This is a genomic window from Streptomyces sp. NPDC085931 (assembly GCF_044540565.1).
In the GTDB taxonomy this organism is placed as follows: domain Bacteria; phylum Actinomycetota; class Actinomycetes; order Streptomycetales; family Streptomycetaceae; genus Streptomyces.
Genome location: NZ_JBITSK010000014.1, coordinates 174,925 through 188,926, shown reverse-complemented (window position 1 = coordinate 188,926; position 14,002 = coordinate 174,925). Strand labels below are relative to the sequence as shown.

At 70.7% G+C, this 14,002-nt stretch carries 10 protein-coding genes and 2 tRNA genes; 2 read left to right on the top strand and 10 right to left on the bottom strand.

The genetic code is table 11. The features are described 5' to 3' along the window. Positions 1-118: 118 nt before the first annotated feature. The 4 genes from ndk to ACIGAN_RS27585 form a co-directional block, all read right to left on the bottom strand. Positions 119-532 (bottom strand): nucleoside-diphosphate kinase, encoded by a 414-nt coding sequence (ndk, locus tag ACIGAN_RS27600; RefSeq protein ID WP_365736899.1) that lies wholly within the window; start codon positions 530-532, stop codon positions 119-121. A gap of 98 nt (positions 533-630) precedes the next feature. Further along, positions 631-987 (bottom strand): DUF4233 domain-containing protein, encoded by a 357-nt coding sequence (locus ACIGAN_RS27595; protein WP_365087898.1) that lies wholly within the window; start codon positions 985-987, stop codon positions 631-633. Between the two features lie 6 nt (positions 988-993). Next, complete coding sequence (locus tag ACIGAN_RS27590; RefSeq protein ID WP_399861635.1) at positions 994-2,517, bottom strand: bifunctional tetrahydrofolate synthase/dihydrofolate synthase; 1,524 nt, start codon at positions 2,515-2,517, stop codon at positions 994-996. Positions 2,518-2,678: 161 nt separating this feature from the next. Then, positions 2,679-5,303, bottom strand: coding sequence for a valine--tRNA ligase (locus tag ACIGAN_RS27585; protein WP_365736900.1), 2,625 nt, complete (start codon positions 5,301-5,303; stop codon positions 2,679-2,681). A 138-nt stretch (positions 5,304-5,441) separates the two neighbouring features. Here ACIGAN_RS27585 and ACIGAN_RS27580 point away from each other — a divergent pair, with 138 nt between their 5' ends. Further along, the gene (locus ACIGAN_RS27580) at positions 5,442-6,401 is read left to right on the top strand and encodes a hypothetical protein (RefSeq protein WP_399861633.1); all 960 of its coding nucleotides are present in this window, start codon (positions 5,442-5,444) and stop codon (positions 6,399-6,401) included. Positions 6,402-6,506: 105 nt separating this feature from the next. Here ACIGAN_RS27580 and clpX read toward each other — a convergent pair whose 3' ends face one another. The 5 genes from clpX to ACIGAN_RS27555 all read right to left on the bottom strand — a co-directional run bounded on the left by clpX (position 6,507) and on the right by ACIGAN_RS27555 (position 11,439). Further along, on the bottom strand, positions 6,507-7,793 hold the full coding sequence (gene clpX, locus ACIGAN_RS27575) for an ATP-dependent Clp protease ATP-binding subunit ClpX (RefSeq protein WP_010041898.1): 1,287 nt from the start codon (positions 7,791-7,793) through the stop codon (positions 6,507-6,509). A gap of 181 nt (positions 7,794-7,974) precedes the next feature. Further along, positions 7,975-8,682 carry an ATP-dependent Clp protease proteolytic subunit gene (locus ACIGAN_RS27570; RefSeq protein WP_094055471.1) on the bottom strand — a complete coding sequence of 236 codons (708 nt, stop codon included), beginning with the start codon at positions 8,680-8,682 and terminating at the stop codon, positions 7,975-7,977. A 110-nt stretch (positions 8,683-8,792) separates the two neighbouring features. Continuing rightward, positions 8,793-9,398: an ATP-dependent Clp protease proteolytic subunit gene (locus tag ACIGAN_RS27565; protein ID WP_031114129.1), complete on the bottom strand. Its 606-nt coding sequence runs from the start codon at positions 9,396-9,398 to the stop codon at positions 8,793-8,795. Positions 9,399-9,756: 358 nt separating this feature from the next. Beyond that, entirely contained in the window at positions 9,757-11,145 is a 1,389-nt protein-coding gene (gene tig / locus ACIGAN_RS27560) for a trigger factor (protein WP_399861630.1), read from the bottom strand. A 217-nt stretch (positions 11,146-11,362) separates the two neighbouring features. Continuing rightward, positions 11,363-11,439: transfer RNA gene (locus ACIGAN_RS27555), tRNA-Pro, on the bottom strand. Between the two features lie 165 nt (positions 11,440-11,604). Here ACIGAN_RS27555 and ACIGAN_RS27550 point away from each other — a divergent pair. Then, positions 11,605-11,675: transfer RNA gene (locus tag ACIGAN_RS27550), tRNA-Gly, on the top strand. 78 nt (positions 11,676-11,753) lie between these two features. On the opposite strand, the gene ACIGAN_RS27545 is transcribed toward ACIGAN_RS27550, so the two are convergent. Then, complete coding sequence (locus ACIGAN_RS27545) at positions 11,754-13,961, bottom strand: serine/threonine-protein kinase (protein WP_399861627.1); 2,208 nt, start codon at positions 13,959-13,961, stop codon at positions 11,754-11,756. Positions 13,962-14,002: the final 41 nt, after the last annotated feature.

Sequence of the window (14,002 nt, the reverse complement as noted above, 5' to 3'; positions counted from 1 at the left end):
GTTCGCTTGTGGAGACGGGCGTTCGGGGGCGATCGTTCCCTCGTACGCCACGCATATGCCGCAAAGCCCGGGGACCGGCGCCCCCGGACCTGCCGTTTGTGCTGGTGGAGTGCGGAGCCTACGCCCGTCCGGGGAAGAAGATCTTCACCTCGCGTTCGGCGGACTCCTCCGAGTCGGAGGCGTGGATCAGGTTCTCCCGGACGATGACGCCGAAGTCGCCGCGGATGGAGCCGGGCGCCGCCGCGATCGGGTCGGTCGGGCCGGCGAGCGCGCGCACGCCCTCGATGACCCGCTCGCCCTCGACGATCATCGCCACGACCGGGCCGGACGCCATGAACTCCACCAGCGGCTCGTAGAAGGGCTTGCCCTGGTGCTCGCCGTAGTGCTGCTCCAGCGTGTCCTGGTCCAGGGTGCGCAGCTCCAGCGCGGTGATCGTCCAGCCCGCCTTGCGCTCGATGCGGCTGATGATCTCGCCGGTCAGGCCACGACGGACGGCGTCGGGCTTGAGGAGGACGAGGGTGCGCTGGGTCACGACGGGGCTCCTTATGCGTGAAGGCTGTGCGGTGATGCGGTGATGCGGTGATGCGGTGATGCGGTGGGACGAGATTACCCGGCGTGTCGGGGCGCCTGTTACGCAGCGTCAGGTGTGGAGGAGGAGGCCTGGGCGGCGAATCTCGCCTTCGCCTCGTCCACCTTCCGCCCGTAGTGCACGGACGCCCACCACAGGGCCGCGAAGATCGCTCCGAGGAAGAACATGGTCGGCACGATGAAGCCGGACGCGATGAGCGCGATCTGCAGCGCCCAGCCCAGGGCGACCCCGCCGGGCCGCGTCACCAGCCCGCACAGCACCACGCACAGGAACATCGCGATGCCGCTGACCGTCCACACGGTGCTCATGGACAGGTCGGGGTCCTTCATGGCGACCAGCCCGGCGAACCCGATGACGAAGAACTCGCCGATCAGCGTGGAAGAACAGAGCGTACGCATGGGTTGTCAGCCCCTCCCCAGGAGCAGTCGGGCCTCGCCGACGGTGATGACCGAACCGGTGACGAGCACACCGCCGCCCGCGAACTCGCCCTCCTCCTCGGCCAGCGTGATGGCGGCCTCCAGCGCGTCGGGCAGCCGCGGCTCGACCTGGACCCGCTCCTCGCCGAACACCTCCACGGCGATGCCCGCCAGCTCGTCGGCGTCCATCGCGCGATGGCTGGAGTTCTGCGTGACGACGACCTCGGCGAACACCGGCTCGAAGGCCTCCAGCAGCTCCCGCACGTTCTTGTCGCCGCTCGCGCCGACCACGCCGATGAGGCGGCTGAACTGGAACGCCTCCCCGATCGCCTCGGCCGCGGCCCGGGCTCCGGCCGGGTTGTGGGCGGCGTCCAGCACGACCGTCGGGGAGCGCCGCACGACCTCCAGCCGGCCCGGCGAGGCCACGGCGGCGAACGCCTTGCGGACCGTGTCCACGTCCAGCGGGTCGGGCCGCTGCGCGCCGACGCCGAAGAACGCCTCCACCGCGGCGAGCGCCACGGCCGCGTTGTGCGCCTGGTGCGCGCCGTGCAGCGGCAGGTACACCTCCCGGTACTCGCCGCCCAGCCCGCGCAGGGTCAGCAGCTGCCCGCCGACGGCCACCTGCCGGTCCACCACACCGAACTCCAGGCCCTCCCGGGCCACCGTCGCGTCCACCTCGACGGCCTTCTTCAGCAGCACCTGCGCCGCCTCGACCGGCTGCTGCGCCAGGATGACGGTGGCGTCCTGCTTGACGATGCCGGCCTTCTCCGTGGCGATCGCGGCGTGCGTGGTGCCGAGCCGGTCGGTGTGGTCGAGGTCGATGGGCGTGACGACGGCGACGTCCCCGTCGATCACGTTCGTCGCGTCCCAGGAGCCGCCCATGCCGACCTCGACGACGGCCACGTCCACCGGGGCGTCCGCGAAGGCCGCGTACGCCATGGCCGTGAGCACCTCGAAGAACGACAGCCGGTAGTCCTGCGAGGCGTCGACCATCTCCACGTACGGCTTGATGTCCCGGTACGTCTCGATGAACCGCTCGGGCGAGATGGGCGCCCCGTCCAGGCTGATGCGCTCGGTGATCGACTGCACGTGCGGCGAGGTGTAGCGGCCGGTGCGCAGCTCGAAGGCGTTCAGCAGGGCCTCGATCATGCGGGCCGTGGACGTCTTGCCGTTGGTGCCGGTGATGTGGATCGACGGGTACGACCGCTGCGGCTCCCCGAGCACGTCCATCAGGGCGGCGATACGGGCGACCGAGGGCTCCAGCTTGGTCTCGCCCCAGCGGGTGGCCAGCTCCGCCTCGACTTCGCGCAGGGCCTTGTCGACCTCGGGATCGGCGGGCCGGGCCGGGATGTCGGCCTCCGGGGGGCCGCCCTGGGTGCGCAGGGTCCGGCTGCCGGCCTCGATGACGGCGAGGTCGGGGTCGCGGGTGGTCTCCTCCGCGATGATCTCGTCGAAGGCGGTGAGGGGGTCGGGCTGGTCGTCGGCGCTGGGGTCTGGAGGGAGCTCGCTCACGGGGCCAGTCTACGGAGCTGGGGTGACAGAGGTCGGGGGTGGTTTGTGTCGTCGTGTGCGGGCGGGTCGTGTGTGGCTGGTCGCGCAGTTCCCCGCGCCCCTGGAGTGCGTGGATGCCCCGGCGCCGAGCAGCACCGGGGCATCCACGACCGTACGAACCCTTACGCCTGCGGCAGGCGCTCCAGCTGGGCCTGGATGCGGGCGATGTCCTCCTCCGCCTTGGCGAGGCGGGTGCGGATCTTGTCCACGACGTGGTCGGGGGCCTTCGCCAGGAAGGCCTCGTTGCCGAGCTTGGCGCTCGCCTGCGCCTTCTCCTTCTCGGCGGCGGCGAGGTCCTTCGCCAGGCGCTTGCGCTCGGCCGCCACGTCGATCGTGCCGGAGAGGTCGAGCGCGACCTCGGCACCGGCGACCGGGAGGGTCGCCGTGGCCGTGAAGCCGTCGCCCTCCGGCTGGAGACGGAGCAGCTGGCGGATGGCCGCCTCGTGGGGCGCGAACGGCGTGCCGTCCAGGCTGAGCCGGGCCGGGACCCGCTGGCCCGGCTGGAGGCCCTGGTCGGCGCGGAAGCGGCGGACCTCGGTGATGACCGACTGGAGCGAGGCGATCTCGCGCTCGGCGTCGGCGTCCCGGAAGCCGCTGTCCTTCGGCCACTCGGCGATGACGACCGACTCGCCGCCGGTCAGCGTCGTCCACAGCGTCTCGGTGACGAACGGGACCACCGGGTGCAGCAGCTTCAGCGTGACGTCGAGGACCTCGCCGAGAACGCGCTTGCTGACCTCGGCCGCCTCGCCGCCCGCCTGGAACGTCGTCTTGGACAGCTCGACGTACCAGTCGAAGACCTCGTCCCACGCGAAGTGGAACAGGGCGTCGGACAGCTTGGCGAACTGGTAGTCGTCGTAGTACGCGTCGACCTCGGCGACGACCGAGTTCAGGCGGGAGAGGATCCAGCGGTCCGTCGAGGACAGCTTCGACGGCTCGGGCAGCGGGCCCTCGACCGTGGCGCCGTTCATCAGCGCGAAGCGCGTGGCGTTCCAGATCTTGTTGGCGAAGTTGCGCGAGCCCTGGACCCAGTCCTCGCCGATCGGCACGTCGACGCCCGGGTTGGCGCCGCGGGCCAGCGTGAAGCGCAGGGCGTCGGAGCCGTACTTGTCCATCCAGTCCAGCGGGTTGACCGCGTTCCCGAAGGACTTCGACATCTTCTTGCCGAACTGGTCGCGGACCATGCCGTGCAGGGCGATGGTGTGGAACGGCGGGGTGCCGTCCATCGCGTACAGGCCGAACATCATCATCCGGGCGACCCAGAAGAAGAGGATGTCGTAGCCGGTGACCAGGACGGAGTTCGGGTAGAACTTCGCGAGCGACTCGGTCTGCTCGGGCCAGCCGAGCGTGGAGAACGGCCACAGGCCGGAGGAGAACCAGGTGTCGAGGACGTCGGTGTCCTGGCGCCAGCCCTCGCCGCTCGGCGGCTCCTCGTCGGGTCCGACGCAGACGACCTCGCCGTCGGGGCCGTACCAGACCGGGATGCGGTGGCCCCACCACAGCTGGCGCGAGATGCACCAGTCGTGGAGGTTGTCGACCCAGTCGAAGTAGCGCTTCTCCATCTCCTGCGGGTGGATCTTGACCCGGCCGTCGCGGACGGCGTCACCGGCCGCCTTGGCCAGCGGGCCGACCTTGACCCACCACTGCATGGACAGGCGCGGCTCGATGGTGGTCTTGCAGCGCGAGCAGTGGCCGACGGAGTGGACGTAGGGCCGCTTCTCGGCGACGATCCGGCCCTCGGCGCGCAGCGCGGCGACGATCGCCGAGCGGGCCTCCAGCCGGTCCAGGCCCTGGAAGGGGCCGTGGGCGGTGATGACCGCGTGCTCGTCCATGATCGTGATGGCCGGCAGGTCGTGGCGCTGGCCGATCTCGAAGTCGTTCGGGTCGTGCGCCGGGGTGACCTTGACGGCACCCGTGCCGAACTCGGGGTCGACGTGCTCGTCCGCGACGACCGGGATGGAGCGGTCGGTCAGCGGCAGCTTGACCAGCTTGCCGACCAGGTGCTTGTAGCGCTCGTCCTCGGGGTGGACGGCGACGGCCGTGTCACCGAGCATCGTCTCGGCGCGGGTGGTGGCGACGACGATGGTCTCGTCCCCGTCGCCGTACTTCATGGAGACGAGCTCGCCGTCGTCGTCCTGGTACTCGACCTCGATGTCCGAGATGGCCGTCAGACAGCGGGGGCACCAGTTGATGATGCGCTCGGCGCGGTAGATCAGCTCGTCGTCGTAGAGGCGCTTGAAGATGGTCTGGACGGCCTGGGAGAGGCCCTCGTCCATCGTGAAGCGCTCGCGCGACCAGGCGACGCCGTCGCCCAACCGCCGCATCTGGCCGCTGATCTGGCCGCCGGACTCGCCCTTCCACTGCCAGACCCGCTCGACGAAGGCCTCACGGCCCAGGTCGTGGCGGGACTTGCCCTCCTTGCCGAGCTCGCGCTCGACGACGTTCTGCGTGGCGATGCCGGCGTGGTCCATGCCCGGCTGCCACAGCGTCTCGTAGCCCTGCATGCGCTTGCGGCGGGTCAGGGCGTCGATGAGGGTGTGCTCGAAGGCGTGCCCCAGGTGCAGGCTGCCCGTGACGTTCGGCGGCGGGATGACGATGGTGTACGGAGGCTTGTCGCTCTTGGCGTCCGCCTCGAAGTAACCCCGCTCTACCCAGCGCTCGTACAGCGGCCCCTCCACGTCGGCCGGCGCGTACTGGGTCGGCAGGTCGGTGCTGGGCGCTGGTGGCTGCTGCTGAGCGTTCTCGGTCACGGGGGTCAGTTTAGAGGTGTCACGACCCCGTCCCGAAACGCGTTTGTCTTGTAACGGTGCGGCCCCCGATGCCATGCACACGGCGGGTCTGCGCCAGGATGTCGGAAAGACATAAGCATCTGGAGGGGAACCCAGGACATGAGTTACAACCAGCCGGGCCCGTACGGCGGGCAGCCCCAGCAGCCCGGACCGTACGGCCAGCCGGGTCCGTACGGCCAGCAGCCGCAGGCGCCCCAGCCCGGCTACGGCTACCCCCAGCAGGCCCCTCCGCCCCAGCCCGGCTACGGCTACCCGCAAGCGCCCCCGCAGGGCGTCCCGCAGCAGGCTCCCTACGGCCAGCAGCCCCCGTACGGCCAGCAGCCGCCCTACGGCCAGGCCCCCTACGGCGTGCCTCAGCCCCCCGCCCCGGGCGGCGGCAAGAAGAAGACGGGCATCATCCTCGGCGCGGTCGCCGTCGTGGCGGCGATCGGCGTGGGCGCGTACTTCGTGCTCGGCACGGGCGGCGGCGCGGGGGCCGTCGAGGACGACGGGCCGCACAAGCTGGCGACCCCGGCGAAGGTGCTGAGCGAGTACAAGCGCTTCAGCAAGGACGGGCAGACGGCCGGCGACGACTCCACCGAGGAGCTGGAGAAGAGCGGCGTCAAGAACGGCACGTCGGTGGTGGGCACCTACTCCACCGCGGACCTGAGCAACTACGACCCGACCGACCCGTCCTCGGCCGCCCAGATGGCAACGGCCAAGGGCATCACGTTCGTCGGGCTGTACGGCGAGATCTCGGACCCCGAGGCGACGCTGGACAGCTTCTTCGCCAACTTCAAGAAGTCGGCGGAGAAGGGCTCGTCCGGCAGCAGCGGCAGCAAGACCGAGCTGATCGGCGAGCCGGAGGAGGCCGACCTCGACGGCGCGGTCATGAAGTGCCAGGCCGCCAAGGGGCAGGACCCGGCGACCAAGAAGGCGAAGACCGACTGGTTCTGCGCCTGGTCCGACTACAGCACGATCGTGCTGGTGTCGCCGGGTGAGGTCAGCGGGAACGTCTCCAAGGACGTCGCGATCGACATCACCACCAAGCTCCGGCCGGAGATCCGCGTCAAGGCCTGACCGCCACGCGCTACACGGGCATGACGAAGGGCCCCGGTCGGCGACCGGGGCCCTTCGTCACGTCTACCGGCTCGTCACGTCTGCCGGCTTGTCACGTCTGCCGGCTCACGCCGTCTTCTGCTCGCCCGGCCCCCGGCCGCGCGCGTCGCGCGGGATCAGCGTCGGGTTGACGTTCGACTGGACGACGTCCGCCGTGATGACGACCCGGGCCACGTCCTTGCGGGACGGGACCTCGTACATCACGCCCTGCAGGACTTCCTCCATGATGGCGCGCAGGCCGCGCGCGCCGGTCTGGCGGAGGATGGCCTGGTCGGCGATGGCCTCCAGCGCCTCGCGCTCGAAGTCCAGCTCCACGCCGTCCAGTTCGAACAGGCGCTGGTACTGCTTGACGAGGGCGTTGCGCGGCTCGACGAGGATCTGGAGCAGCGCCTCGCGGTCGAGGTTGTGGACCGAGGTGATGACCGGGAGACGGCCGATGAACTCGGGGATCATCCCGAACTTGACCAGGTCCTCCGGCATGACCTCCTGGAACTGGTCCTTGGACTCCATCTCGCGCTTGGAGCGGATCTGCGCGCCGAAGCCGATGCCCTTGGCGCCGGCCCGCGACTCGATGATCTTCTCCAGGCCGGCGAAGGCGCCGCCCACGATGAACAGCACGTTCGTCGTGTCGATCTGGATGAACTCCTGGTGCGGGTGTTTGCGGCCGCCCTGCGGCGGGACCGACGCCGTCGTGCCCTCCAGGATCTTCAGCAGGGCCTGCTGGACACCCTCACCCGAGACGTCGCGCGTGATGGAGGGGTTTTCACTCTTCCTCGCGACCTTGTCGATCTCGTCGATGTAGATGATGCCGGTCTCGGCCTTCTTGACGTCGTAGTCGGCGGCCTGGATCAGCTTCAGCAGGATGTTCTCGACGTCCTCGCCGACGTAGCCGGCCTCCGTCAGGGCCGTGGCGTCGGCGATCGCGAACGGGACGTTCAGCATGCGCGCCAGGGTCTGCGCGAGCAGGGTCTTGCCGGAGCCCGTGGGCCCGAGCAGGAGGATGTTGGACTTCGCCAACTCGATGGCGTCGTCGCGGCCGTTCGCCCCGCCGTTCTCACCGGCCTGGACGCGCTTGTAGTGGTTGTACACCGCCACGGACAGGGCCTTCTTGGCGGCCTCCTGGCCCACCACGTAGCCCTCGAGGAACTCGTAGATCTCGCGCGGCTTCGGGAGTTCCTCCCAGCGGACCTCGCTGGTCTCCGCCAGCTCTTCCTCGATGATCTCGTTGCAGAGATCGATGCACTCGTCGCAGATGTAGACACCGGGCCCTGCGATGAGCTTCTTGACCTGCTTCTGGCTCTTGCCGCAGAACGAGCACTTGAGCAGATCGCCGCCGTCACCGATGCGTGCCACGGTGTGCTTCCCCTTCGCCTGGGAGACTCCTGGACGTCGACGTCCAGCGGACTCCTGGTGCTGCCTTATGTCCGACGGTACCTTGCCGGGCCCCCCGTCCGGGCCCCCCTTGGCGCGGTTCGCTTTGACGTGAACCGAGCCAAACCGTGCCAAGGGGCGGCAGACGTTACAGCCTCGCGCCTCAGCGCAGGGACGAGTTGTCCATCTTCCGGGTGGTGATGATCTGGTCGATCAGCCCGTAGTTCAGCGCGTCCTCGGCCGTGAGGATCTTGTCGCGCTCGATGTCCTCGCGGATCTTGTCGATCGCCTGGGTGGAGTGCTTGGCCAGCATCTCCTCCAGCTGCGTGCGCATCCGCAGGATCTCGTTGGCGGCGATCTCCAGGTCGGACACCTGGCCGCGGCCCGTCTCGCTGTACGGCTGGTGGATCAGCACGCGCGCGTTCGGCAGGGCCATGCGCTTGCCGGGCGTGCCGGCGGCCAGCAGCACGGCCGCGGCGGAGGCCGCCTGGCCCATGCAGACCGTCTGGATGTCCGGCTTGACGTACTGCATCGTGTCGTAGATCGCCGTGAGCGCCGTGAAGGAGCCGCCGGGGCTGTTGATGTAGACCGAGATGTCCCGGTCGGGGTCCATCGACTCCAGGCACAGCAGCTGCGCCATGACGTCGTTGGCGGAGGCGTCGTCGATCTGGACGCCGAGGAAGATCACGCGCTCCTCGAAGAGCTTCGCGTACGGGTCGTACTCGCGAATGCCCTGGGAGGTGCGCTCGACGAAGCGCGGGATGACGTAGCGGGACTCGGCCTGCGGGCCGGTGTAGCGGCCCTGCGAGCCGCTCATGTCCTGCACGGCCTGCATACGGTCGTAGATCCCACTGCCGGGGAATGCGTTCACGGTGTCTCCTGAAAGGGGCTGAGGCGGTCGGCTGGGGCTGCTGGGGCGTCCCGGGGCTTCACGGGGCCCGGGCGGGGTCCTACGGGGCTCGTGGAGCCGCGTGGGACCGCTCAGGCCCCGGTGCCGCCGCCGCCCGGCATACCGGCGGCCGTGGCGATCACGTCGTCGATGAGGCCGTACTCCTTGGCCTCGAAGGCGTCGAACCAGCGGTCGCGGTCCGAGTCGCGGGTGATCTGCTCGACCGTCTGGCCCGTGTGCTGGGCGGTGAGCTCGGCCATGCGCTTCTTGGTGTGCAGCAGCCGCTCGGCGTGGATCTTGATGTCCGACGCGGAGCCGGCGAGACCGGCGGAGGGCTGGTGGATCAGGATCTCGGCGTTCGGCAGCGCGAAGCGCTTGCCGGGGGTGCCCGCGCTGAGCAGGAACTGGCCCATGGACGCCGCGAGACCCATGGCGATCGTCACCACGTCGTTCTTGATGTACTGCATGGTGTCGTAGATCGCCATGCCGGCCGTGATCGAACCGCCCGGGCTGTTGATGTAGAGGTAGATGTCCTTGTCGGGGTCCGAGGCAAGGAGCAGCAGCTGTGCGGTGATCTTGTTCGCGATGTCGTCGTCGACCGGCTGGCCGAGGAAGATGATCCGCTCGTTGAGCAGCCGGTTGTAGACCTGGTCGCCGAGGCCACCACCGATGGAAGGCTCGCCGGCGGCTGAAGGCATCAGATTCGTCACGTATCCACCTGCTCGTCTTACGACGGCGCCGGGCCGTCTCACGTGTTCCCTGCGGGGCGGGAGCCGTATCGGAGACTCCACTGCCCTGGTATTCATGGACCCTAACGCGCGGGTCCCTTCGGGGAATCCCGGAGATGGGAGTGTTCGCCGGGGGCGTAGCGCGGTGGGCTCCGCCGGTGGGGCCGTGCCGTCTCGCCGGGGGGCTTCGGGGCCGTGGGCGGCTGCGGGCGCGTGGGGGCTTGTCGCGCAGTTCCCCGCGCCCCTGAGGTGAGCTGCTCCTCGCGGGGAGCGAGAAGGCCCTGGGGCGTGCCCCAGGGCCTTCTCACGAACTCACCGGTGCCGGGGCTCAGCCCTCGGTCTTCTCCTCGGCGGACTCGGCCGGGGTCTCCTCGGCCGCGGCCTCGGCGGACTCGGTCTCGTCCTCTTCGTCGTCGAGGTCGATGATCTCGCCGTTGGTGTCCTTGACCGTGGCCTTCTCGACCACGACGGCCAGGGCCTTGCCGCGGGCGACCTCGCCGACCAGCAGCGGAACCTGGCCGCCCTCGACGACCGCCTGGGCGAACTGGTCGGGGGACATGCCGGAGGAGGCCGCGCGGCGCATGAGGTGCTCGGTGAGCTCCTCCTGGTTGACGTTCAGCTTCTCCTGCTTGACCAGCTCGTCCAGGACGAACTGGGTCTTGATGCCCTTGACCGCGGCCTCACGGGTCTCGGTCTCGAACTCCTCCTCGGTCTTGCCCTGGATCTCCAGGTACTTCGCGAGGTCGAGGCCCATCTGGCCGAGCTGGTGGTGCTCCAGGTTGTGCTTGCGGGTGTTGATCTCGTCCTCGAGCAGCTTCTCGGGGACGGGCACCTCGACCAGCTCCAGCAGCTTCTCCAGGACGCGCTCCTGGGCCTGCGTGGCCTGGTCGTACTGCTTCATGTTCTCCAGGCGCTTGCGGCTGTCGGCGCGCAGCTCCTCGAGGGTGTCGAACTCGGAGGCGAGCTGCGCGAACTCGTCGTCCAGCTCGGGCAGTTCACGCTTGGCGACCTGGGTGACCTTGACGGTGACCTCGGCCTCCTTGCCGGCGGCGGAGCCGCCCTTGAGCTCGGAGGTGAAGGTGGCCTCGCCACCGGCCTCCAGGCCCTTCACGGCGTCGTCGATGCCGTCCAGCAGCTCGCCGGAGCCGATGGTGTAGGAGACGCCGTTGGCGACGCCGTCCTCCAGGACCTCGCCGTCGACCTTGGCCTCCAGGTCGATCGTCACGACGTCGCCGTCCTCGGCGGCACGCTCGACCGGGCTGGTGGAGGCGAAGCGCTCGCGCAGCTCCTCGACGGCCTTGTCGACGTCCTCGTCGGTGACCTCGACCGCGTCGACCTCGACCTCGATGCCGGAGTAGTCCGGGATCTCGATGGCGGGGCGGATGTCGACCTCGGCGGTGAAGTTCAGCGTCTCGCCGTCCTTCAGCTCCGTGATGTCGACCTCGGGCTGGCCCAGCGGGCTGAGCTCGGCCTCGTTGACCGCGTCGGTGTAGAACTTCGGAAGCGCGTCGTTGACGGCCTCCTCCAGCACCGCACCGCGGCCGAACCGCTGGTCGATGACCCGGGCCGGGACCTTGCCCTTGCGGAAGCCCTTCACCGTGACCTGCTGGTTGATCTTCTTGTACGCCGCGTCGAGGCTGTCCTTGAGCTCCTCGAAGGGCACCTCGACAGTGAGCCGAACCCGAGTCGGGTTCAGGGTCTCCACGGCGCTCTTCACGGTTCGGTCTCCTTGTGGCTGACTTCTTGGTTTCTGCCGGGGCCAGAACGGCCCGGCGGATTTCGCCGCCCGGAGGACTTCAGACGATGAGACACACGGGCGTGCAGCTTGCATAGTAACGGCAGCGACTACACCGCCCAAAAGGCGATCACGCGAGCGATCGGGAGATGATCACCCCCGGTGGCCGGAGGGCGATCACCCGAGGTGATCGGGTGGCTGGTCGGGGTGGCGGGATTTGAACCCACGGCCTTCCGCTCCCAAAGCGGACGCGCTACCAAGCTGCGCCACACCCCGTCTGGTGCGACACGTAGGGTACATGCCGCCAGGCGGTGCGGCCGCCGTATTTCCACGGGCCGCCGCCGCGTCGGCGGCGGCCGGAAACGCGGTGTGCACGGGGCGGGCCCGACCCGCTACCATGCCTTCAGTGCCGCGGTCGCTCCGACCTGCGGCGCGTGCTGTGCGGGCGTAGCTCAATGGTAGAGCCCTAGTCTTCCAAACTAGCTACGCGGGTTCGATTCCCGTCGCCCGCTCTTCGGCCTCGGGCCCGGTTCTCGGAACCGGGCCCGAGGTGTTTCCCGGGCCGAGGTGTCCCCCGGGCCGGATGCCGCTCAGCGGGTGGTGAGGGCGCGCGCGTCGACCGTGTAGACAGAGCGGACGCCGTAGGGGACGTACAGGGCGTCGCCGACGAGGACGGGGCGGGCGCCTCCGGTGACGAACACGCTGTCGACGCGGCCGCCGTCGTCGCGGCCGGGGCGGGTGCCCTCCGGTCTGCCGGTGCGCGCGTTCAGGGCGGCGAGGCGGCCGCTGGGGGACGCCAGGTACACGTGGGTGGCGGAGGCGGCCGGGGGGCCGGGCCGCTCCACGGAGGAGTTCGCCTCCCACAGGGTCCGGCCGGTGTCCGGCGACACCGCGCGGATGCCGCCGCTGGCCTGCGTGAAGTAGAGCGTGCCGCGCACCAGGTGCGCGTCGGCGTCCGCGGGCCGGGGCCGGGTGAGGCGGCGCGCGGTGAGCACGTGCGAGGAGACGTCGATCAGGGTCAGCGGGCGGTCGGTGTCGAGGGTGTCCGCGAGGACCAGGCGCCCGTCGTGCTGGCCGAGCAGGTACGCGGTGCCCTCGACCTCGACGGTCCAGCGGGCCTTCCCGCCGGCGGGGTCGATGCGCGTGACGGTGGTGCGGCCGGTCTCCCCCTCGTCGGTGGGGGTCACGCAGACGAGGTAGGCGCGGCCGCCGGCCGCGCGCAGCAGGCAGTCCTTGCGGTCCGGCTTCGGCCGTCTCCAGCGGACGTCGCCGGTACCGGCGTCGAGCAGGGCGTACTGGTCGCCCTGGTCCCCGTAGAAGGTGACGACGCCCTCGGGGACCGCCACCGCCGCGCCCTGGGTGCTGTCGGGGACGGAGGCGCCCTCTCCGGTGCCGGTGCGTGTCCGCCACAGCACCTTGCCGGTGCCGGGGGCCAGGGCGTGGACCCGGTAGGTGGTGCGGGGGCCGTCAGGGGCGTTGCGGTCGTCGGCGTCGTAGGCGTAGACGCGGCCGCGCCCGGTGCCGATGAGGGCGCCCTCGTCGCCGGAACCGCCCTCCGGTGTGGGGTCGACGGGACGGGACCAGGTGGTGCGTCCGTCGGCGAGGGCGAAGCGGGTCGCCATCAGGTCGGCGCCGGCGCACACCAGGGACGCGTCCAGGGCGGCGCAGCCGGTGAGGGTGCTGTCGGGGCCGCCCAGGACGCGCTCGCTGCCCGCCGGGGCCGGTGCGGTGGTGGCCCAGGGCTTCCAGCCCGCGGGGAGGTCGCCGGCGGAGGAGGTGGGGTTCCCGTCGCGGGTCATGGTGAGGGCGCCGGCGACCACGGCGGTGAGGACGGCGACGACCGCCGCCGGCAGGAGCAGCAGCCGGCGCGGGACGCGGCGGCGCGGGGCGGTGTCCCGGCCGGTCGAGGGCGGGTCCGGCCGGGGGGTCGGCGGGGGGTCGGACGGGCGGGTGTCCGGCGCGTGGTGGGGCGGGGCGGTGGTGGGGGGTGCGTCCTCGCGGAGGAGGGCGAACAGGTCGTCCGCGGTGGGGCGGGACTTCTGGTGCTTCTCCAGGCAGAGGCGGACGACGGGGAGCAGTTCGGCCGGGACGCCGGAGAGGTCCGGCTCGCCCTCGACGACGCGCAGGGCCGTCTGGTAGGGGCTCGGGCTGTCGAAGGGGCCGCGGCGGGTGGCCGCGAAGGTGAGGACCGAGCCGAGGGAGAAGATGTCGGCGGCCGGGCCGACGTCCTGGGGCGAGGCGAACTGCTCCGGGGACATGAAGGGCGGTGTGCCCATGACGCGGCCGGTCTGGGTGAGGGCGTCGGAGGCGGCGAACTCGGCGGCGCGGGAGATGCCGAAGTCGATGACCCGGGGGCCGTCGTCGGCGAGCATCACGTTGGCCGGTTTCAGGTCGCGGTGGACGACTCCGGCGCGGTGGATGTCGCGCAGCGCCTCGGCGAGTCCGGCGGCGAGTTCGCGCAGCCGGGGCAGCGGGAGCGGGCCGTGCCGGCGGACGTGGGTGCCGAGGTCCGCGCCCGGTATGTAGAGGGTGGCCATCCAGGGGCGGGGCGCGTCGGCGTCCGCGTCCACGACGGGGGCCGTGAAGGCGCCGCTGACCCGGCGGGCGGCGGCCACCTCGCGGCGGAAGCGGGTGCGGAACTCGTCGTCGTCGGCGTACTGGCCGTGCACCACCTTGATCGCCAGGCGCCGGCCGGAGGCCGAGCGGGCGAGGTAGACCACCCCCATGCCGCCGGAACCGAGGCAGTCCTCGATGCGGTAGCCGCCCACCTCGGGCGGGTCGGAGTCGCGCAGCGCCATCCCCGTACGTTCCCCCCGTCACGTACCGTCCTGTGGTCGGG